The 19,594-nt window shown below is 44.3% G+C and carries 23 protein-coding genes and 1 tRNA gene; 18 read left to right on the top strand and 6 right to left on the bottom strand.

Going from position 1 to position 19,594, the window contains the following annotated elements:
* The first annotated feature begins 249 nt into the window (after window positions 1-249).
* The 8 genes from NBH16_RS19220 to NBH16_RS19185 all read left to right on the top strand — a co-directional run bounded on the left by NBH16_RS19220 (window position 250) and on the right by NBH16_RS19185 (window position 6,247).
* Window positions 250-323: transfer RNA gene (locus tag NBH16_RS19220), tRNA-Thr, on the top strand.
* Between the two features lie 126 nt (window positions 324-449).
* On the top strand, window positions 450-980 hold the full coding sequence (locus tag NBH16_RS19215) for a DUF4199 domain-containing protein (RefSeq protein ID WP_005865810.1): 531 nt from the start codon (window positions 450-452) through the stop codon (window positions 978-980).
* Between the two features lie 21 nt (window positions 981-1,001).
* Window positions 1,002-1,952, top strand: coding sequence for a glycosyltransferase family 2 protein (locus tag NBH16_RS19210; protein WP_005865808.1), 951 nt, complete (start codon window positions 1,002-1,004; stop codon window positions 1,950-1,952).
* On the top strand, window positions 1,949-2,470 hold the full coding sequence (locus NBH16_RS19205) for a nitroreductase family protein (protein ID WP_005865806.1): 522 nt from the start codon (window positions 1,949-1,951) through the stop codon (window positions 2,468-2,470). The genes NBH16_RS19210 and NBH16_RS19205 overlap by 4 nt, the downstream gene beginning before the upstream one ends.
* Window position 2,471: 1 nt before the next feature.
* A complete protein-coding gene (locus NBH16_RS19200) occupies window positions 2,472-3,038 on the top strand; it encodes a manganese efflux pump MntP (protein ID WP_008774127.1) in 567 nt (188 codons plus the stop codon).
* A 44-nt stretch (window positions 3,039-3,082) separates the two neighbouring features.
* A complete protein-coding gene (gene ilvD / locus NBH16_RS19195; RefSeq protein ID WP_122144261.1) occupies window positions 3,083-4,807 on the top strand; it encodes a dihydroxy-acid dehydratase in 1,725 nt (574 codons plus the stop codon).
* Between the two features lie 22 nt (window positions 4,808-4,829).
* Complete coding sequence (locus tag NBH16_RS19190) at window positions 4,830-5,861, top strand: FAD:protein FMN transferase (RefSeq protein WP_087880987.1); 1,032 nt, start codon at window positions 4,830-4,832, stop codon at window positions 5,859-5,861.
* A gap of 8 nt (window positions 5,862-5,869) precedes the next feature.
* On the top strand, window positions 5,870-6,247 hold the full coding sequence (locus tag NBH16_RS19185; protein WP_005865798.1) for a hypothetical protein: 378 nt from the start codon (window positions 5,870-5,872) through the stop codon (window positions 6,245-6,247).
* 2 nt (window positions 6,248-6,249) lie between these two features.
* Here the strand turns inward: NBH16_RS19185 and NBH16_RS19180 are convergent, their stop codons facing one another.
* From NBH16_RS19180 to NBH16_RS19165, 4 genes are read right to left on the bottom strand one after another with little or no spacing between them, the layout of a single operon-like run.
* The gene (locus NBH16_RS19180; RefSeq protein ID WP_005861534.1) at window positions 6,250-6,831 is read right to left on the bottom strand and encodes a Maf-like protein; all 582 of its coding nucleotides are present in this window, start codon (window positions 6,829-6,831) and stop codon (window positions 6,250-6,252) included.
* A 37-nt stretch (window positions 6,832-6,868) separates the two neighbouring features.
* A complete protein-coding gene (locus NBH16_RS19175) occupies window positions 6,869-7,390 on the bottom strand; it encodes a KdsC family phosphatase (protein ID WP_122144259.1) in 522 nt (173 codons plus the stop codon).
* Window positions 7,383-8,150, bottom strand: a complete 768-nt coding sequence (locus tag NBH16_RS19170) for a Rossmann-like and DUF2520 domain-containing protein (protein ID WP_250788973.1) — start codon at window positions 8,148-8,150, stop codon at window positions 7,383-7,385. The genes NBH16_RS19175 and NBH16_RS19170 overlap by 8 nt, the downstream gene beginning before the upstream one ends.
* A complete protein-coding gene (locus NBH16_RS19165) occupies window positions 8,147-8,707 on the bottom strand; it encodes a nitroreductase family protein (protein ID WP_122144257.1) in 561 nt (186 codons plus the stop codon). Before NBH16_RS19165 ends, NBH16_RS19170 begins: the two co-directional genes overlap by 4 nt.
* A 121-nt stretch (window positions 8,708-8,828) precedes the next feature.
* Here NBH16_RS19165 and NBH16_RS19160 point away from each other — a divergent pair, with 121 nt between their 5' ends.
* From NBH16_RS19160 to NBH16_RS19135, 6 genes are all read left to right on the top strand, one after another.
* On the top strand, window positions 8,829-11,240 hold the full coding sequence (locus tag NBH16_RS19160) for a TonB-dependent receptor (protein ID WP_250788972.1): 2,412 nt from the start codon (window positions 8,829-8,831) through the stop codon (window positions 11,238-11,240).
* Window positions 11,241-11,368: 128 nt separating this feature from the next.
* A complete protein-coding gene (gene mce / locus NBH16_RS19155) occupies window positions 11,369-11,779 on the top strand; it encodes a methylmalonyl-CoA epimerase (RefSeq protein ID WP_005861524.1) in 411 nt (136 codons plus the stop codon).
* Window positions 11,780-11,815: 36 nt separating this feature from the next.
* Window positions 11,816-13,369, top strand: coding sequence for an acyl-CoA carboxylase subunit beta (locus NBH16_RS19150; protein ID WP_005861522.1), 1,554 nt, complete (start codon window positions 11,816-11,818; stop codon window positions 13,367-13,369).
* 21 nt (window positions 13,370-13,390) lie between these two features.
* Window positions 13,391-14,278 carry an OadG family transporter subunit gene (locus NBH16_RS19145; RefSeq protein WP_005865789.1) on the top strand — a complete coding sequence of 296 codons (888 nt, stop codon included), beginning with the start codon at window positions 13,391-13,393 and terminating at the stop codon, window positions 14,276-14,278.
* Window positions 14,279-14,299: 21 nt separating this feature from the next.
* On the top strand, window positions 14,300-14,731 hold the full coding sequence (locus NBH16_RS19140; protein ID WP_005865787.1) for a biotin/lipoyl-containing protein: 432 nt from the start codon (window positions 14,300-14,302) through the stop codon (window positions 14,729-14,731).
* A 4-nt stretch (window positions 14,732-14,735) separates the two neighbouring features.
* Window positions 14,736-15,896 (top strand): sodium ion-translocating decarboxylase subunit beta, encoded by a 1,161-nt coding sequence (locus NBH16_RS19135; RefSeq protein WP_005861516.1) that lies wholly within the window; start codon window positions 14,736-14,738, stop codon window positions 15,894-15,896.
* A gap of 67 nt (window positions 15,897-15,963) precedes the next feature.
* Here NBH16_RS19135 and NBH16_RS19130 read toward each other — a convergent pair whose 3' ends face one another.
* Together NBH16_RS19130 and tsaB are read right to left on the bottom strand one after the other, a co-directional pair.
* Window positions 15,964-16,110 (bottom strand): hypothetical protein, encoded by a 147-nt coding sequence (locus NBH16_RS19130; RefSeq protein WP_005861514.1) that lies wholly within the window; start codon window positions 16,108-16,110, stop codon window positions 15,964-15,966.
* A 68-nt stretch (window positions 16,111-16,178) separates the two neighbouring features.
* Window positions 16,179-16,895 carry a tRNA (adenosine(37)-N6)-threonylcarbamoyltransferase complex dimerization subunit type 1 TsaB gene (gene tsaB, locus NBH16_RS19125; protein ID WP_196009564.1) on the bottom strand — a complete coding sequence of 239 codons (717 nt, stop codon included), beginning with the start codon at window positions 16,893-16,895 and terminating at the stop codon, window positions 16,179-16,181.
* Window positions 16,896-17,084: 189 nt separating this feature from the next.
* Between tsaB and NBH16_RS19120 the strand changes: the two genes are divergently transcribed.
* From NBH16_RS19120 to nadD, 4 genes are read left to right on the top strand one after another with little or no spacing between them, the layout of a single operon-like run.
* Window positions 17,085-17,957, top strand: coding sequence for a YicC/YloC family endoribonuclease (locus tag NBH16_RS19120; RefSeq protein WP_196009563.1), 873 nt, complete (start codon window positions 17,085-17,087; stop codon window positions 17,955-17,957).
* Between the two features lie 14 nt (window positions 17,958-17,971).
* Window positions 17,972-18,538 carry a guanylate kinase gene (gene gmk / locus NBH16_RS19115; RefSeq protein ID WP_005861508.1) on the top strand — a complete coding sequence of 189 codons (567 nt, stop codon included), beginning with the start codon at window positions 17,972-17,974 and terminating at the stop codon, window positions 18,536-18,538.
* A gap of 3 nt (window positions 18,539-18,541) precedes the next feature.
* Window positions 18,542-18,721 carry a hypothetical protein gene (locus tag NBH16_RS19110; RefSeq protein ID WP_022192875.1) on the top strand — a complete coding sequence of 60 codons (180 nt, stop codon included), beginning with the start codon at window positions 18,542-18,544 and terminating at the stop codon, window positions 18,719-18,721.
* Window positions 18,722-18,732: 11 nt separating this feature from the next.
* A complete protein-coding gene (gene nadD / locus NBH16_RS19105) occupies window positions 18,733-19,308 on the top strand; it encodes a nicotinate (nicotinamide) nucleotide adenylyltransferase (RefSeq protein ID WP_022192874.1) in 576 nt (191 codons plus the stop codon).
* Window positions 19,309-19,594 lie beyond the last annotated feature (286 nt).

The following is a 19,594-nucleotide window of genomic DNA, read 5'->3' as shown; positions in this document are numbered from 1 at the left end:
AACATTCTTTGATAAACCATCGGCCACAATACATAAAACATTTTTTAACATTACCAAAAGCATAAGGTTTTCAATTCTTTATAAACAATTATCATCCCAAGAGTAAGAAAACGCTTGCAAAGTAAAAAATAATATCTACTTTTGCACCCGGGTAAGTCCTACACGGCATGCTCCCTCGGAATCCCCCAGGGCTTGACCGCAGCAAGGGTACTTGGTTGTAGCGGCGCGATGTAGTAAGCTTACCCACCTGCCTCTTTAGCTCAGTTGGCCAGAGCACGTGATTTGTAATCTCGGGGTCGTTGGTTCGAATCCGACAAGAGGCTCAGATAAAACACAACTTAAAAGGAAGCTTATACGTAGGCTTCCTTTTTTCTATTTTAGACATAATATAGTTGCGCATTTGCATTAATATATTAACTTTGCTGATAAGAATTCAAAACAGCAACATCATGGAAGAGAATAAGAATTTACTTTTAAAAGGCGCTATGACTTATGGTTTGGCCATGGGTATATATTGGGTAGTGAAATACATCTTTTTCATCTTCAGCGTTTCAGTCCCCTCCTTGAGTCTTGTCTATTGGCTATTGACGCTCGCCGTCCCTTTCATCGCCTACTACATGACGAAAAGATATCGGCACGACATCGGTGGAAGGATCAGTTTCTTTCATGCATGGAGATTCGGCACGATGTTGTATTTTTTCGCCGCATTGATCGTCTCGCTTGAATACTTTGTCTTTTATCAGTTCATCGCCCCACCTGATTTCGTGGCAAATGCGATCGGGCAATTAACGACTGCATTAAAAGATAGCCAAGTTAACTCGGATATGCTCGACTCGCTCAGCAATATTCGCATCTCGCCAATCCATATGGCCATACAAGGAATATTTAATAACGTATTTTACGGCATCATACTTTCTATACCGGTAGCGGCTCTCTTGTGCAGGAACAATTCGACTGGTTCCATCACTGAAAACCGCTAAAAAGTTAATTACAGACAAATAATGGACATATCAGTTGTTATCCCGTTGTATAACGAAGCCGAGTCTTTACCCGAGTTATTCTCGTGGATAGAGCGGGTGATGAAAGAACATAATTATACCTACGAAGTCATTTTCGTGAATGACGGTAGTACGGATAATTCTTGGGAAGTGATCGAGGAGTTGAAACAACGTTCTCCACATATCCGGGGAATCAAGTTCCGTCGCAACTACGGCAAGTCGCCGGGATTGCACTGCGGATTCCAGCGGGCTAAAGGTGACGTAGTCATTACCATGGACGCCGATCTACAGGACAGCCCGGATGAGATACCCGAACTTTACCGGATGATCACCGAAGACGGGTACGATCTGGTATCCGGTTGGAAAAAGAAAAGATATGACCCGTTGTCTAAGACGATCCCCACGAAATTATTCAACGCGACAGCTCGTAAATTCTCGGGAATAAAGAACTTACACGATTTCAATTGCGGATTGAAAGCGTATAAGAATGTTGTCATTAAAAATATAGAGGTGTATAACGATATGCACCGTTACATACCTTATTTAGCTAAGATTGCCGGATTTCACAAGATTGGCGAGAAAGTAGTGAAACATCAAGCCCGCAAGTACGGAACTACTAAATTCGGGTTGGATCGCTTCGTGAACGGTTATCTTGATTTGATCACGCTTTGGTTTACTTCCAAATTCGGAAAGAAACCGATGCACTTCTTCGGTTTATGGGGAAGCGCTATGTTCTTCATTGGTTTTATCGCTCTAGTAATCGTACTCAGCATGAAATTGATCTCGATGTACTCTGGAGATCTAAGACCTTTGGTTACAAGTTCCCCTTATTTCTATATTTCATTGACAGCGATGATTCTGGGAACCCAGATGTTCCTAGCGGGCTTTATCGGGGAGTTGATTTCCCGCAATTCTCCGAATCGCAATAACTATAAAATAGAGGATGAGATATGAGTTTCCTAGAATTAGCGAGAAAACGTTGCTCTATCCGAAAGTATGCCCCCAAAAACGTAGAGCAAGAAAAGATTGATTATATCCTAGAAGCAGCTCGTTTGGCCCCTTCGGCGGTAAATTATCAACCTTGGTATTTTGTATGGGTTCAAAGTGCGGAAGGAAAAGCTAAATTACAAGAATGCTATCCCCGGGAATGGTTCAAGCAAGCGCCTTATTACTTGATCGTTTGCGGAGATCATCAGCAATCTTGGAAACGGGGCGATCATAAGGATCATATGGATATCGATACGGCTATCGCCACGGAACACATTTGTTTAGCCGCTGCCGAACAAGGATTGGGTACTTGTTGGGTTTGCAATTTCGACACGGAGCTTTGCCGTAAACATTTTAAAATTCCGGAAACGATCGAGCCTGTTGTACTGATACCGTTCGGCTATCCTTCCGACCCGGCATTATTCGATGAGACTCCAAAGAAACGTAAGCCCATAGAAGAAATTATTAAACGGGAATCATTCTAGTATGTTATACATTGAAGTTCTGCTACTAGCGATCGGCTTATCCATGGATAGCCTAGCAGTATCAGTTACCGGCGGCGCAGTTCTTAAGAACAACTGCACCGCCGGTAATATTATAAAGATAGCGAGCGTGCTCGGTATATTCCAAGCCGGAATGACCGTGATCGGTTATACGATGGGATTAGGATTCGAAAAATACATTTGCGCCTTCGACCATTGGATCGCATTTACCCTCTTGCTTTACTTAGGTGGAAAAATGATATACGATAGCACGAAGGAAGAGGAGGAAGACGGGAAATTCGATCCTCTATGTAACCGGACATTATGCGGATTGGGAATAGCGACAAGTATCGATGCCCTCGCCGTAGGAATCTCTCTGGCGATCTTAAAATCACCGCTCTTGCTGCAAGCCTCGACTATCGGTGTTGTCACCTTCGCTATCTCTGCCTTCGGTGTCTATTTCGGTAACCGATTCGGCAAGAGAATCGACTTGAAGCTGGACCTCATCGGAGGTTTAATCTTAATCGGTATCGGTACAAAGATTTTGATAGAGCATGTATTCTTTAGCTAGGGATACCTTATTGAATAAATAACCTTATACATTAATTAATAGACATGAAAAGCCAGCAATTACGAAAACTAGCGCCGGAGCTGGATTCACTCCGGCTAGGCAGCGGTTGGAAAATCGACGAATTGAGTAAACCGCAAATCATTGTAGAAAGCAGTTACGGACATAGCCATCCGGGAAGCGCCCATCTGGATAAATTGGTGGACGAGGCAGGAATCGGTATAAAGGAAAAGGGGGGACGTGCCGCAAACTACTTCGTCACTGATATTTGTGATGGAGAGGCGCAGGGACACGATGGTATGAACTACTCATTAGTCTCCCGTGATATCATGGCCGCCATGATGGAGATTCATGTAAAAGCGACTCCTTTCGACGCTGGTGTCTTTATAGCCAGTTGCGACAAATCCGTCCCTGCGCATTTGATGGCGATAGCCCGGCTAGATATGCCTGCTATATTCATGCCCGGTGGTATAATGAAAGCCGGTCCCAACCTACTCACGTTAGAACAAATCGGTACCTATAGCGCCCAATACGAGCGAAAAGAAATAACGGAAGAACAATTCATGGTTTATAAGCGTGACGCATGTCCGGATTGTGGAGCTTGCTCTTTCATGGGTACCGCCTCTACGATGCAAGTAATGGCAGAAGCGCTTGGCATCGCTTTACCGGGCTCCGCCTTGATCCCCGCCCATTTACCCGAGTTAAAAGAAACCGCCCGTAAAGCCGGAGAACATGCACTCGGACTAGCGAAAGAAGAGTTAAAACCCTCCGATATCATGACGATACAAGCGTTTGAAAATGCGATCATGGTACATGCCGCCATAGCGGGTTCCAGCAACAGCCTGCTTCATCTTCCAGCTATCGCCCACGAACTGGGAATCCAGTTATCACCGGATTTGTTCGACAAGATACATCGTAAGATCCCCTACCTTTTAAATATACGTCCCAGCGGTTTTTGGCCCGGCGAATATTTCTGGTATGCGGGAGGCGTACCGGCGATCATGGAAGAAATCAAAGAATTCCTCCATCTCGACGTCATGACTGTTACCGGCAAAACATTGGAAGAAAACTTAAAAGATTTACAACTCAACGGCTTCTATAAGAATTGCCATAAATATCTTCCTGCCCTAGGAGTAAAGGTTGGCGATATTATCAAACCTCTTCATACACCGATCAAGGCACAAGGAGCCATCGCTATATTGAAAGGAAATTTAGCGCCCGAAGGGGCAGTCGTAAAACATTCGGCGATTTCACCCCGCTTGATGCAAGTCACCCTGAAAGCGAGGGTATTCGATTGTGAGGAGAACGCTATTGAGGCGGTATTACAAAAGAAAATCCATCCGGGAGAAGCGGTATTTATCCGTTATGAAGGACCGAAAGGAAGTGGAATGCCAGAAATGTTTTATACGACAGAAGCGATCGCCTCCGATCCTGAGTTGGTAGAGACCATCGCATTGATCACCGACGGTCGTTTCTCCGGAGCGACCCGAGGCCCGGCGATCGGACATGTATCCCCGGAGGCTTCCGAGGGGGGACCAATCGCCTTGGTCGAAAACGATGACTTGATCCGTATCGATATTCCAGCGAGAACATTGGATATAATCGGTACCGACAGTATTGAGAGAAGCGTGGAAGAGATAGAAAAGATCCTATCCGAAAGGCGTGCACATTGGATAAAACCAGAGTCACAATATAAAAAAGGAATCCTTGATATTTATACACACAATAGCGTCTCCCCCATGAAAGGGGCATATATGGAATTTTTTATGTAAGTTCGCGACATAAAATTTCATAATGATGCGCAAGAATATTACCATATTAGTCAGCCTGTTGATCTTATCGCATACGGCTTGCTCGGACAAGGGCCAATATTTCGAAGAGAGTGGTTCTGTTTTTCATACAAGTTACCACATCAAATACAAGGCCAAGCAAATCCTAACCGATAAGATCGACAGCGAGCTGCAACGTTTTAACCTCTCCTTAAATCCTTTCAACCCCAACTCCACGATCGCGAAAGTCAATAATAACGAGGATGTGGAGGTAGACGAATGGTTTACCGAAGTATTCAATAAGGCGGAAGAAATCTCCAAAAAATCAGGAGGAGCTTTTGATATTACTTGCGCTCCATTAATTAATCTATGGGGATTCGGATTCAGTAAGATGGACAGCGTAACCCCGCAGATGATCGATAGCATCAAGGCTTTCGTCGGTTATCAAAAAGTAAGATTGGAAGGAAAGAAAATCATCAAAGAAGATCCCCGGATTCTATTGAATTGTTCGTCCATAGCAAAAGGTTATGCTTGCGATGTTATCGCCCGCCTGCTGGAAAAGGAAGGCGTAAAGAACTACATGGTAGAAATAGGTGGTGAGGTCACCATGAAAGGCGTAAATCAACAAGGTGACTGTTGGCGAGTCGGCATCAACAAGCCGGAAATAGGGACAAGTGGCGTAACAAATGATGTTGAAGAGATCGTACAATTATGCCAAAAAGGGGGTGTGGCTACTTCTGGCGACTACCGAAACTTCTACATCAAGGATGGTAAGAAATATGCCCATACGATCAATCCGGCGACCGGTTATCCCGCTGGACAAAATATTCTTAGCGCGACCATCGTGGCGGAAGATTGTATGACAGCAGACGCTTACGCTACGACTTTCATGGTTTTGGGAGTCGAGAAAGCGAAGCTACTGGCACAATCCATCCCCCAAATAGAGTATTTCATTATTTATGCGGACAACAACGGACAACAGAAAGTCACCTACTCAAAAGGTATGTTGGAATACCTTCCTAACAGAAAAACATTGGCTATCCTCGAAAATCCTTAAGTTCCTACATGAAGCGTTATCTAAATCAACTTGAATGCAAAATACTGAGAGCCGGAGATTCCCTGTTTAATACCACAACCACGGATAACCTATTAATCTTCGTATTTTCGGGAAAACTTATTATTTACAGCCAAGAAGGGACACATATAGCGGAAGTGGCAAAAGATCATTTCATGCTACTTGCGCAAAACACCAATCATAAGGTTATAGCCTCAGCCCCTACCCGCCTTATCTTAATACATGCGGGCAGTCTATCCGACATGATCATAAATGACCCGGAATGGAATGTGGAGAAACCGGTCGTCTTACCGATTCCCCCAGCCTTAGCGCACACATTAAATCAGATAGAATATTATATGAAGGATAAATACTTTACCTTGAATTGAGATTAAAAATGTTTCAATTCCTGATAAAGCTTTTGCACAGGTAATCCCATCACGTTATAAAAGCTACCATTGATAGCCTCTACCCCAATATAACCGATCCACTCCTGAATGCCATACCCTCCCGCCTTATCATAAGGTTTATATTTATCCAAATAATAATTAATCTCTTCATCACCCAATTTAGCGAAACAAACCGCAGATTCGACGGAAAAGCCTACATTTTTGTCCTTCGTCATGATACAAACACCGGTTATTACCTGATGTACATGATCCGACAAAGCATGAAGCATAGCATAAGCTTCCTCTCGATTCGCAGGCTTTCCCATAACCCCGTCAAACGTCCAAACGATCGTATCTGCCGTGATTAGCAATTCATCATCCGCCATAGTCGGTTTATAGGCCTCCGCTTTCGAACGGGCAATATATAAAGGGATCTCCATGGAGTCAATAGAATCCGGGTAAGACTCGTCAATATCCGAAATTACCCTCACCTCGAAGTCGATATCCAGACCAGATAACAAATTCCGTCGTCTCGGAGAATTAGAGGCTAAGACGATCTTGTACTTTTTTAAATTCTCTAACATAACCTATTCGATTAAGCGTTACACATTCACCAAAATTTTACCACCCAAAAGCCTCCTCGCCGAACCAGTGTCCTTGCGCCCGCATCGTTTGCTCGATCACGTCCCTAGCTACGCCTTCGCCACCTCGCCGGGAGGATATATATTTCGCTACCTCCTTGATCTCCGGAGCCGCATCCGCAGGTGCCACCGGCAATCCGACTCGCGTCATTACCTCATAATCAGGAATATCATCACCCGCATACATGATTTGCTCAGGAGACAAGCCCGTTTTTTCCATGAAATCCTTAAAGTCATGCACCTTTACAGCGCTACGCATATAAATATGCTGTATACCCAAACGAGAAAAGCGAATCTGTACGGCTTCCGTATATCCGCCCGTAATTATAGCGACCTCATAACCTTTCTTCACGGCCAATTGCAAGGCATAGCCATCCTTGATATTGACCGTACGCATCGGATCGCCATTCGGGTGAAGCGGAATCACATCGCAGGATAGCACCCCGTCTACATCAAAGACAAAAGCCTTTATTTTTCTCAAATCATAGTTTATACTACTCATGTCGAGCCTCCTTATGTATACTTCGGCTAATCAGCTCATATAGATTTCGCATATCCGGATCTTTAAGCATAGCCATATGTTTGTTTATCACATTCTCGTCATATCGTATAGCTGGTCCCGTTTGGGCTTGCGCCGGCGACATTACATGTACCTTAGCGGCTGTCTCGTCTATCAAAGGTAACAAGACCTCTCCCGGTATTTGCTGTTCTTCCAAGATCTTTTCAGCTAGCGCATACATATGATTCGTAAAATTACAAGCGAAAACCGCCGCTAAATGTAAGTTCTTTCGCTTCTCGGAGGAGAGGAAACGGACATCACTGGAGAGCGCCCTAGCCACCTCGCCCAGCACCTTCTCATCTTCAGACGAGTTCGCCTCTAAAAAGAACGGTATTTTCTTGAAATCCACCTTCCTACTCTTACTAAACGTTTGTAACGGATAAACCACCCCATATCTAGCCGTAAGACCTTCAAATACAGAGATTGGCATACTCCCTGCCGTATGCACCCACAAACCGTTATTCGGTTTTACACGGGCGATAACATCTTGGAGCACGGCATCTTTCAAAGAGAAAACATACAAGTCGGCATCTTCCACAATCTCTTCCGGGACAACAGTCCACCCACATCCCAATTCATCGGCTAAAATCTTAGCATGCTCACTTGTGTGACTATACACTTGCCCGATACTCATTCCGGACTTACGCATTTCCAACGAAAGCCGGGTAGCTAAGTTTCCGGCACCAACAAATACGACTCTCATTCTCCCGTCTCTTTATTTTCTTCCGGAAGAGAGAACTTTCCTATATGTATCTTCTCCCATTGTAAATGGGATTCATCAAAAGGCTTACGAACCTGATCCTTATAACCGATACCAATGATAGACAAGACATCCAATTGATAAGGGATATCCAGCAACGAACGAACATAATTATTCGAATCCGCCTCGTCCTCTGTTACCCGGTTCCGGATCTGACACCAGCAACTGCCCAATCCCAAATCCTCTGCTTGCAATTGCATATAAATAGAAGCGACCGAAGCGTCCTCGATCCAAACATCGCTTTCCATCACATTCGCCAAGACAACCACGGCCAAGGCACAACCCTCCAGAAAAGCGGAACCATTTTTCTTACACCCGGCAAGTTTCTTCAACATTTCCTTATCTTCCACGACCACGAACTGCCAAGGATTACTACGTTTTGAGGCCGGAGCCATCAACGCCGCTTTCAAGATCAGTTCTACCTGCTCGGGTGAAAGTAGTTGTTCGGTAAACTTACGTGTACTTCTTCTATTTTGTATAAGTGTTGCAAAACTCTCCATTTTTTTCGTTCTTTGTACTCTTTTAATATTAAGATTCGCAAATATAAATATAATTTTTTGCACCCATATATACGTATCGTTCTTTTTTCTCGTTAGTATTTTTATAATTGAACAATAGATTATGAAGATTCGTGCGATAGCCGCGCTGCTATTTATACTTATTTCCGTGAGTGCCTTTGGCGAGGGCCGCATAAAAATCACTGGTTATGTCCGTGACGCCGACGGTAACCCTCTGGAATTAGTGAATGTCCGGGTTAAGAACACGTTGATCGGCTCCATGACCAACGAGAAGGGATATTATTCCTTTTCCATATCGCCGGGAGACTCTATCTCCATTATTTACTCCTGTCTGGGATATAATAAAGCCGAGCGTATCATTCCCTCGGCACAAGCCGACATGCGCCTGAACGTACAGATGAACAATACCTCATTTGATTTAGGGGAAGTATCCGTTACTGCCATCCGCAAGCAGACCACGACCATGGAGTCCTTAAATGCGGACAGAATTAAATTATTGCCCGATCCCTCCGGAGGTAGTATAGAGAGCTTGGTCGTTACGTTTGCCGGCGTATCGTCCAATAACGAGCTAAGTTCCCAGTATTCCGTACGTGGAGGTAGTTATGATGAAAATATCGTTTATGTGAATGGGATCGAGGTATTCCGTCCGCTTCTGATTCGCTCGGGACAACAAGAGGGCCTTAGTTTTATCAATCCGGACCTGACGGAGGCGGTCAATTTCGCCGCCGGTGGCTTCGAGGCTCGTTACGGAGACAAGATGAGTTCCGTGCTGGATATTACCTATAAAAAGCCTAAGATATTCGAAGGCTCGGCTTCCGCGAGCTTGTTGGGAGCGAATGCTTATGTAGGCAGTTCTATCGGTAAATTTACCCAAGTAACGGGTTTCCGCTTTAAAAGCGGTCGGTCTATTTTGGGTACCATGGATACAGACGCTGAATACGACCCTAAATTTATCGATCTGCAAACTTACATCACGTACCAATTGGCCCCTAAATGGGAAATCAATTTCTTAGGAAACCTCGCTAACAATAATTATAAATTCACCCCTTATAGCCGGGAAACCTCTTTCGGTACAGCCGAGCATCCCAAGAACTTCAAAGTCTATTTCGACGGAAGGGAAAGAGACCGTTTCCAAACCTTATTCGGTGCGCTTACATTGAAACACAACCCCAATGAGAACACAGAGTTGGGACTTCAAGCCTCCGCTTTCAAAAGCAAGGAAGAAGAGGGATACGATATCGCCGGAGAATATTGGCTGAGCGAGAACGGAGCGAAAAATCCGGATGACGACGCGTCAGCCGCCATGTCCGTAGGCCGTTATCACGAGCACGCACGAAACCGTTTGAACTCCACCGTCATGAATGTCGGGCACTATGGGATGGCCCGCCTTTTAAACAATACGTTGAAATGGGGAGCCACGGTACAAATGGAGAAAATCAATGATAAGATCAGTGAATGGGAAAAAAGGGATTCCTCAGGTTATTCTTTGCCCCAAACCGGTAATAACGTAAGTGTATATTCGAACCTCTTTTCTGATAATCAGATAGAAAGCACACGCTTTTCCGCTTATGCGCAAGACGCATTCAAATTCAGGACCAAGCAAGGTCTGTTCACGTTAGTCGCAGGGGTTAGAGGTAGTTATTGGACTTATAATAAGGAGTTCCTTTTCAGTCCCCGTGCCTCATTGGGCTTTATCCCGAACTTCGACCAAGACTTGACGCTCCGTTTCGCCACCGGACTGTATTATCAATCGCCCTTCTACAAGGAATTACGTAGAGTAGACAAAGATAAGAACGGCAATAATATCACGGTATTGAACAAAGATCTAAAGTCACAACGCTCCATCCATTTCATATTGGGAGGAGATTATACGTTCCGTGCCGTAGACCGGAATTTCAAGGTGACCGCCGAGATGTACTATAAAAAGCTGGACAATCTGAATCCCTACACCGTAGATAACGTCAAGATCCGCTATTACGGTGAGAACTGCGCCAAAGGTTACGCCATGGGACTCGATGTCAAATTCTTCGGAGAATTCGTACCGGGTACCGACTCATGGATCAGCTTCTCCTTGATGAAAGCCCAGCAAACCATCCGGGAAACAACGACCGTACCTATGGCCAATAGCCAAGGCTACAACATCTCACTCTTCTTCCAAGATTATTTCCCGGGCTATAAACGAGTCAAGCTAAATCTGAAAGGAGTTCTATCCGGAGGACTTCCCCAGACAATCCCGGGCAAAGGATACGAAGCCGGCTATTTCCGTACGCCCGCCTACAAACGTGTAGATATCGGCCTCTCCTATCAATTGGCAGGAGGCACGGACGCTATCATGGACAGGGGCTTCTTCCGCCATTTGAAAAACATTTGGCTAGGTCTGGATGTATTTAACATATTAGACATCAAAAACGTTAGTTCCTACTATTGGATAACAGATGTATATAATGTCCAATACGCAGTTCCAAACTATCTGACCGGACGTCAATTGAACGTTCGTCTGATTGTCGATTTTTAATAAAATGTATCTTTAAACACATTTACTGGGAGATAAAAACAAAAAATTATTTCCTCATTCATAAAAAGTAGTGTACATTTGCACACAATAGAAACAAACATTTACTAAATCTTTAAATTATTATTGACATGGAACTTACACATATCGAACATTTAGGTATCGCAGTGAAGAGTATCGAGGCTTGTTTACCCTATTATGAAGGCGTTCTTGGATTAAAATGCTACAATATCGAAGTAGTAGCAGACCAAAAAGTAAAAACCGCATTTTTCAAGGTAGGACAGACTAAGATTGAATTACTAGAGCCGACCAGCGAAGATAGCACGATCGCAAAATTTATCGAGAAAAAAGGTGAAGGTATCCACCATATCGCATTCGCGGTACCTGATGTACAGGCAGCTTTGAACGAGGCTGAGGAAAAAGGCGTTAAATTAATCGATAAAGCTCCCCGTGGTGGCGCAGAAGGCTTGAACATCGCTTTCCTTCACCCGAAATCAACTTGCAGCGTATTGACAGAGCTTTGCATGCCGGGCAACAAATAATTAATCCGTTCATTTCTAACAACAAATCAAAATACAATGAGTAACCAGCTTGAAAAAGTAAAAGAGCTCATCGCACTTCGTGAGCAAGCTCGCTTGGGTGGAGGAGAGAAAAGAATCGAATCACAGCACAAAAAAGGCAAATATACCGCTCGTGAGCGTATCGCCATGTTGCTTGACGAAGGTAGTTTCGAGGAATTCGACATGTTTGTTCAACACCGTTGTACAAACTTCGGTATCGAGAAAACTAAATATTTAGGCGATGGTATCGTAACAGGTTATGGTACGATCGACGGACGTTTGGTATATATCTTCGCTCAAGATTTCACCGTATTCGGTGGAGCCTTGTCTGAGGCTTTGGCTATGAAGATCTGTAAAGTAATGGATCAAGCCATGAAGATGGGCGCTCCCGTTATCGGTTTGAACGACTCCGGTGGAGCTCGTATCCAAGAAGGAGTAAATGCCTTGGCAGGATACGCTGAGATTTTCCAACGTAACATCTTGGCTTCCGGTGTTGTTCCCCAGATTTCCGGTATCTTCGGCCCTTGCGCCGGTGGAGCCGTTTATTCTCCGGCTTTGACAGACTTCAACATCATGACACGTGGTACCAGCTACATGTTCTTGACTGGCCCGAAAGTCGTAAAAACCGTAACAGGTGAGGATGTAACCCAAGAGCAGTTGGGTGGAGCCAGCGTACACACTACCAAATCGGGTGTAGCCCATTTCGCTGTCGATACAGAAGAAGATGGTTTGCAATTGATTCGTAAATTGCTCAGTTTCTTACCTCAGAACAACTTAGAGGAAACGCCGTTAGTTGAGTGCAAAGACCCGATCGATCGTCTGGATGATGTATTGAACGATATCATTCCCGATAACGCCAACCAATCTTACGATATGTATGAGGTTATCGGTACGATCGTCGATAACAACGAGTTCCTAGAGGTCCATGCGGACTACGCTAAGAATATCATCGTAGGTTTCGCTCGTTTCAACGGACAATCCGTCGGTATCGTAGCTAACCAGCCGAAGGTTATGGCAGGATGCTTGGATAGCAACGCATCTCGTAAAGCAGGTCGCTTCGTTCGTTTCTGCGACGCTTTCAATATTCCTTTGGTAACATTGGTTGACGTTCCGGGATTCCTTCCGGGTACAGGTCAGGAATACAACGGTGTAATCCTTCACGGCGCTAAATTGCTTTACGCTTATGGTGAGGCTACCGTTCCTAAGATTACCGTTACATTGCGTAAGTCTTACGGTGGAGCTTATTGCGTGATGAGTTCTAAACATTTACGTGGTGATATGAATTACGCATGGCCGACAGCCGAGATCGCCGTTATGGGCCCGAGCGGTGCCGTAGAGGTTATCTTCGCCAAGGAAGTAGCAGCCGCTGAAGATCCGAAAGCATGCGCAGCAGAGAAAGAAGCTGAATATAAGAAAGCATTCGCTAATCCTTATAACGCAGCTCAATACGGTTATATCGACGATGTTATCGAACCGCGTAACACTCGTTTCCGTATTATTCGTGCTTTGCAGCAATTGCAGACTAAGAAGTTAAGCAATCCTGCTAAGAAACATGATAACCTGCCTCTATAATCCGTAAAACAGGAGATGAATATGATAAATAAGAAAATAGGGGTATTGCTACTGTTCGCTTTGCTCATTTCATTCGGGGCAAAGGCACAGCGCGCAACCTCCATGCGTATTAATGAAGTATTGGTTATCAACGAGGATAACTTCGTTGATGACTATGGCAAACGTCATGGCTGGATTGAGTTGTTCAACACTTCGGCCGGAACGGTAAATATCGCGGGATGTTATTTGACAGACGACAAAAACAATCCCATGAAATATCCGATCCCAAAGGGAGACGTATTGACTCAGATCCAACCCCGCCAGCACACACTATTTTGGGCTGACGGACAGCCGGGCAGAGGTACATTCCACGTTAACTTCGTATTAGATCCTTCTAAGGAGAATTATATAGCTCTGTATGATGCAGATGGTAAAACATTGATCGACGAAGTTACGATCCCTGCCGGACAAATGGCTGATATCAGTTACGGTAGAGTGATCGATGGTAAAGATGAATGGGCACAGCTGAAGAAAGTTACTCCCAGTACGAATAACCTAACATTGGATTCTAATGAGAAAATCGATAATTTCAAACAGAATGACTCTTTAGGTATCGGTATGACCATTACCGCTATGGCTGTAGTGTTCTTGGGATTATTTTTGTTATACATCATCTTTAAGCAGATCGGTAGATTGTCTATATCCGCGAGCAAACGTAACGCTCAAAAAGCTGCGGGAACAACAAGTGTATCGGTTGACGCCGGACAAGAGTCTGGTGAGATCTTTGCCGCTATCGCTACTGCTTTGTACGAGATGAGTGATGACAATCATGACATCGAGCACACGGTTCTTACGATCCACAAGGTACAAAGGACTTATTCTCCTTGGAGTTCAAAACTCTACGGTTTGCGTCAAACCCCACATAAGTAATTATCTAAAAACGAACAAAGAATGAAAAGTTTTAAATATACCATTAACGGTAACGTATATAAAGTACACATCAATTCTGTAGTGGATGACATCGCAGATGTTGAAGTAAATGGTACACCTTATCAAGTAAAATTAGAGAAACCGGCGAAGAAACAAATGGTTACATTGAAACGTCCGGCTCAAGCACCGACAACAGCAAGTGGCGACCCTGTAGTTACTCGTCCGGCAGCCTCTACTACACAAGGTGCTGTTAAGACTCCGCTGCCAGGTGTTATCTTGCAGGTTAAGTGCAACGTAGGTGATACCGTGAAGAGAGGTCAAACATTGATTATCCTTGAGGCTATGAAGATGGAGAACAACATCAACGCAGACCGTGACGGTAAGATTATAGAAATTAAAGTACACAAGGGAGACTCTGTGCTAGAAGGTGCTGATCTCGTAGTAATCGGATAAGACTATGCAAGAGAGCTTTTTAACATTCTTAGGTGAGAACTTACAACTGTTCCTTACCTATACAGGTGTATACAACGCTACTCCGGGACATCTCATCATGATTCTGGTAGGTCTGTTGTTTATATTCCTGGCGATTAAATATGAGTTTGAACCGATGCTTTTGATCCCTATCGGATTTGGTATCTTGATCGGTAATATCCCTTTCAAGGACGCAGGTCTTCAGGTAGGTATTTATGAGCAAGGGTCTGTACTGAACATCCTCTATCAGGGTGTGACCTCTGGATGGTATCCGCCATTGATCTTCCTCGGTATCGGGGCCATGACCGACTTCTCCGCATTGATCTCCAATCCTAAGTTGATGTTGATCGGTGCAGCGGCTCAGTTCGGTATCTTTGGTGCTTATACGATTGCTCTTCAAATGGGATTTGAGCCGAACCAAGCAGGTGCTATCGGTATTATCGGTGGTGCTGACGGTCCGACGGCTATCTTCCTGTCTTCTAAGTTAGCGCCAAACTTAATGGGTGCGATCGCGGTATCCGCTTACTCATACATGGCGTTGGTTCCTATTATCCAACCGCCGTTCATGAGATTGCTTACGACTAAGAAAGAGCGTTTGATCCGTATGAAACCGCCGAGAGCCGTTTCTTCCACGGAAAAAATTATCTTCCCGATCGTTGGTTTGTTGCTTACTTGCTTCTTGGTTCCGTCCGGTTTACCATTGTTAGGTATGCTATTCTTCGGAAACTTATTGAAAGAAAGTGGCGTGACTCGTCGTTTGGCAGAGACTGCTCGTGGTCCGCTGATCGATACAATCACGATCTTATTGGGTATCACGGTAGGTGCTTCTACCCAAGCTACACAGTTCTTGACATTGAACTCTATCAAGATCTTCGGTCTAGGTGCGTTATCATTCGTGATCGCTACTTGCGCCGGTGTATTGTTCGTTAAGTTATTCAATTTAATATTGAAAGACGGCAATAAGATCAATCCGCTTATCGGTAACGCCGGTGTATCCGCCGTTCCTGACTCAGCTCGTATCTCACAAGTTGTAGGTTTGGAATATGACCCGACCAACTACTTGTTGATGCACGCTATGGGTCCGAACGTAGCAGGTGTAATCGGTTCCGCTGTAGCTGCCGGTATCTTGCTAGGATTCCTTGGTTAATAAAAACAACTATCTATATTAAAAAAGGCGAGGTCCGAAAGGATCCCGCCTTTTTATGTTATTGTTCTCAGTTAGCTTGCTCTATAGGAACCGGACTAATCTCCGTACTCGTATCCTCCACCAACGTTGTCCCGAGGAACAACCAGATCATCAAAAGGATTATAGCGACAACCACACCAAATACCAATAGCGTATTCACACTTTTCTTTCTCATGTCTTTAACTGATTTATTCATTTTAGAATAAACAGCCGGAACATGAATTTGGTTGTGTACCCTTACTCTTATTTGTTTTTCCCTAACGCCTCGTTCAGCACTTTGTTCTTAGCGATCGTTGCTTGGAATTCTTTCAAATAGAAAGGCTCAAAATAAGCCACATTCTCAAAACGGCCATCATCATATGCTTTCTGCGACAAGGATACCATATTTACAGCTAATGGATAGATACCATCTATAAAACAGGCGTTCGGAGAAGTGATTACCGTCTCACATTTAGCGGCACCGTCTCCAAAGAAACAAACCTTACCGTTCTCTAAAAAAGAAGCATACGAATCAGCATCTACGATATCAGCAGTCGTGGCACGTATCGTGTTGAGATGGGAATCATAAATCGAAGAGTAGACTTCCATACGACGGGCATCCAACATAGCGCAATACAAGCAATCGGCCTCCTCCTTATTTTTCCGGATAGCGGCAGACGCTAAAATATCCAGCGTATGAATACCGATCAAAGGAATACCATACCCAAAGCATAATCCTTTAGCCACAGACACCCCGATGCGTAACCCCGTATAAGATCCGGGTCCGCTACTTACCGCCACAGCATCCAGTTTTATCCCTTTCGACTTCGCGGCTTCTAATGCCTCTTCCATATAAACGCCCAATAACGCCGCATGAGACGGCCCCTCGAAGGAAGCCTTCTCAAAGACCACCTCCTCCCCTTCCGACAGGGCTACTGAACATACGGAAGTGGATGTCTCGATATTTAAGATCAATGACATAATAATTAACTATTAACAATTGATAATTGAACGAACAAACAATCTCAATCCTTCAATCTGATTAGGCTGCGAAGGTATACAAAAATTCATTATACTATCAAGGCAGCCCTATGAGAAACATCTATTTATGAGAAAATAAACATCAAATCTAAAAGGAAACCACTATCTTTGCGCAAACTTTTGAGAAAAATGATACAATCAATGACTGGGTTCGGTAAGGTTACTGCCGAGCTCCCTTCAAAAAAAGTAACCGTAGAGATAAAGGCTTTAAACAGTAAGCAATTGGATTTGTCCACCCGTATCCCTTCCATATACAAGGATAAGGAAATGGAGCTTCGGAGCCTGTTACTTCAATCTTTGGAGCGGGGAAAAGTTGAGTTCAATATCTTTATAGAATATATAGGCAAAGATACTCCTACACAGATCAATCTTGCCGCCGTAGAGAATTATTACAACCAAATCAAGGAGATCGCAGAGAAACTGAATATCAGCGTTCCGAACGATTGGTTCCAGACCTTGCTCCGGATGCCGGACGCAATCAAGTCTGAGACCGTAGAACCGGACGAATTCGAATGGGAGGTGGTTTTAGAAACGGTAAAGGACGCTATCAAGCACCTGTGTGATTTCCGTATCCAAGAAGGAGCCATGCTTCAAAAGCTTTTTGAGCAAAAGATAGCCAATATCGCCACTCTGTTGAAAGAAGTGGAGAAATACGAGGGGGAACGTATCGAGAAGATCAAGGCTCGTATCATGGATAACCTGCAAAAGATAGCCGAGAAGGACTACGACAAGAATCGTTTCGAGCAGGAGATGATCTATTACATAGAGAAGCTGGATGTCAACGAGGAAAAGAACCGTCTGGACAACCACTTGAAATATTTTATCTCAACCATGGAATCCGGTCACGGCCAAGGCAAGAAGCTCGGTTTTATCGCTCAGGAAATGGGGCGTGAGATCAATACGCTCGGATCAAAGAGCAACCACGCCGAGATGCAGAAGATCGTGGTCCAGATGAAAGACGAGTTGGAACAAATCAAGGAACAGGTACTAAACGTATTATAATAAGATTAACGAGAATGGCTGGCAAATTAATTATCTTCTCCGCACCCTCGGGTTCCGGAAAATCAACCATTATTAATTATCTTTTGAAACAAGATTTACACCTTCGTTTCTCCATCTCGGCTACCAGCCGGGCTCCGCGGGGAACCGAGAAGAATGGTGTGGAATATTATTTCCTTACGCCGGAAGAGTTCCGCAGTCGTATCGCTAATGGAGACTTCTTGGAATATGAGGAGGTGTATACCGATAAATATTACGGTACGTTAAAAAGCGAGGTAGAGCGTATCTTGAATGAAGGGGACAACGTGATTTTCGATGTGGATGTGGTAGGCGGATGCAATATCAAGAAATTCTATGGAGACCGTGCCCTGTCTGTCTTTATCCAACCTCCTTGCATCGACGACCTACGGAAGCGATTGGAAGGACGGGGAACAGACAGCCCGGAAGTTATCGAAAGCCGTATCGCCAAGGCTGAGTATGAATTAGGGTTCACGGGACAGTTTGATAAGGTTGTCGTAAACGATGATCTGGAGACTGCCCAAAAAGACGCGTTGAAGATCATTCGTGAGTTCTTAAACAAATAGTCTATGCCTAATATATTCAAGAATACCCGTTTTATGATGGGGCTTTCTATCGTTTGTGGGATAGCGAGCCTCGTATTAGGTGGTATCAGCCTGTATTATAAGGAGTATATCATCGGGGGTGCCCTGATATTTAATATATTCATTTGTTTTATCAACTATAAGGGTTGGCAAAAGAAGGGGTAAGTATAAATCGGATGAGACTCAAGACCGGCATCTACAGTGGATCGTTCAATCCCATTCACATAGGCCATCTCGCCTTGGCGAACTGGCTATGTGAGTTCGAGGGACTGAATGAGGTGTGGTTCGTGGTCACGCCTCATAATCCGCTGAAGAAAAAGGATGACTTGCTAGATGACTCACTACGGTTGGAAATGGTCCAAGCCGCCATTGACGGATATCCGAAATTCAAGGTCTGCGATATTGAGTTCCACCTGCCGAAACCTTCTTATTCCATTGATACCTTGCGAGCCTTATCCAGCAACTATCCGGATAGGGACTTTTATTTTATCATGGGAGCCGATAACTGGCAGCTTTTTCCCCGATGGAAAGAATATGAAAAAATACTCCAAAACTACAAACTGCTGATTTATCCCCGCCTAGGATTCGATATCTCGATCCCAACCATTTATCCGAACGTGAAAAAGGTAGACGCTCCCTTGATGGAAATCTCCTCCACATTTATCCGTAACGCTTACCAAACCGGCAAGGATATCCGTTTCTTCCTGCCGGAAGGAGTGCGGCCTTATTTCGGGTCAGTAGCAAATCAGTGACATACCTGCGATAGAAGATATACTTACTTGGGCTATGAAGTATATATCCTATGCCACTTGAAGTATATATTCTTCAAGAAGGGAAGTTATACCGTTGACTATGCCTAAATTTACTTCACAGATTTTACTGTTATTTTCTAAGGTACTTCACATCTTAGAGAACCTTCTCCTGAAAAACTTCACAGGGTTGAAAGTTGTTTCCTGAACCGGTTCACAGCGGCAAAAATACCGTTTTTCTTTTTCCATGCAAAACAACCATGAAAAAACCACTGCGGAGGAAGCCTCG

The sequence above is a fragment of the Parabacteroides sp. Y3-G-102 genome (genome assembly GCF_023656845.1).
Lineage (GTDB): Bacteria > Bacteroidota > Bacteroidia > Bacteroidales > Tannerellaceae > Parabacteroides > Parabacteroides distasonis.
The sequence above is the reverse complement of the archived record's forward strand: the minus strand, read 5'-3'. Positions and strand labels throughout refer to the sequence as shown.

Bases quoted from the DNA above. Each gene is read 5' to 3' on its own strand.
- NBH16_RS19185 (WP_005865798.1), top strand. From the start codon at position 5,870: ATGAAGCGTTATCTAAATCAACTTGAATGCAAAATACTGAGAGCCGGA.
- NBH16_RS19110 (WP_022192875.1), top strand. From the start codon at position 18,542: ATGCCTAATATATTCAAGAATACCCGTTTTATGATGGGGCTTTCTATC.
- NBH16_RS19180 (WP_005861534.1), bottom strand. From the start codon at position 6,831: ATGTTAGAGAATTTAAAAAAGTACAAGATCGTCTTAGCCTCTAATTCT.
- NBH16_RS19205 (WP_005865806.1), top strand. From the start codon at position 1,949: ATGAGTTTCCTAGAATTAGCGAGAAAACGTTGCTCTATCCGAAAGTAT.
- NBH16_RS19215 (WP_005865810.1), top strand. From the start codon at position 450: ATGGAAGAGAATAAGAATTTACTTTTAAAAGGCGCTATGACTTATGGT.
- NBH16_RS19150 (WP_005861522.1), top strand. From the start codon at position 11,816: ATGAGTAACCAGCTTGAAAAAGTAAAAGAGCTCATCGCACTTCGTGAG.
- NBH16_RS19210 (WP_005865808.1), top strand. From the start codon at position 1,002: ATGGACATATCAGTTGTTATCCCGTTGTATAACGAAGCCGAGTCTTTA.
- NBH16_RS19130 (WP_005861514.1), bottom strand. From the start codon at position 16,110: ATGAGAAAGAAAAGTGTGAATACGCTATTGGTATTTGGTGTGGTTGTC.
- NBH16_RS19140 (WP_005865787.1), top strand. From the start codon at position 14,300: ATGAAAAGTTTTAAATATACCATTAACGGTAACGTATATAAAGTACAC.
- NBH16_RS19170 (WP_250788973.1), bottom strand. From the start codon at position 8,150: ATGAGAGTCGTATTTGTTGGTGCCGGAAACTTAGCTACCCGGCTTTCG.
- NBH16_RS19160 (WP_250788972.1), top strand. From the start codon at position 8,829: ATGAAGATTCGTGCGATAGCCGCGCTGCTATTTATACTTATTTCCGTG.
- NBH16_RS19120 (WP_196009563.1), top strand. From the start codon at position 17,085: ATGATACAATCAATGACTGGGTTCGGTAAGGTTACTGCCGAGCTCCCT.
- NBH16_RS19190 (WP_087880987.1), top strand. From the start codon at position 4,830: ATGATGCGCAAGAATATTACCATATTAGTCAGCCTGTTGATCTTATCG.
- NBH16_RS19135 (WP_005861516.1), top strand. From the start codon at position 14,736: ATGCAAGAGAGCTTTTTAACATTCTTAGGTGAGAACTTACAACTGTTC.
- tsaB (WP_196009564.1), bottom strand. From the start codon at position 16,895: ATGTCATTGATCTTAAATATCGAGACATCCACTTCCGTATGTTCAGTA.
- mce (WP_005861524.1), top strand. From the start codon at position 11,369: ATGGAACTTACACATATCGAACATTTAGGTATCGCAGTGAAGAGTATC.
- NBH16_RS19145 (WP_005865789.1), top strand. From the start codon at position 13,391: ATGATAAATAAGAAAATAGGGGTATTGCTACTGTTCGCTTTGCTCATT.
- NBH16_RS19175 (WP_122144259.1), bottom strand. From the start codon at position 7,390: ATGAGTAGTATAAACTATGATTTGAGAAAAATAAAGGCTTTTGTCTTT.
- gmk (WP_005861508.1), top strand. From the start codon at position 17,972: ATGGCTGGCAAATTAATTATCTTCTCCGCACCCTCGGGTTCCGGAAAA.
- NBH16_RS19200 (WP_008774127.1), top strand. From the start codon at position 2,472: ATGTTATACATTGAAGTTCTGCTACTAGCGATCGGCTTATCCATGGAT.
- ilvD (WP_122144261.1), top strand. From the start codon at position 3,083: ATGAAAAGCCAGCAATTACGAAAACTAGCGCCGGAGCTGGATTCACTC.
- nadD (WP_022192874.1), top strand. From the start codon at position 18,733: ATGAGACTCAAGACCGGCATCTACAGTGGATCGTTCAATCCCATTCAC.
- NBH16_RS19165 (WP_122144257.1), bottom strand. From the start codon at position 8,707: ATGGAGAGTTTTGCAACACTTATACAAAATAGAAGAAGTACACGTAAG.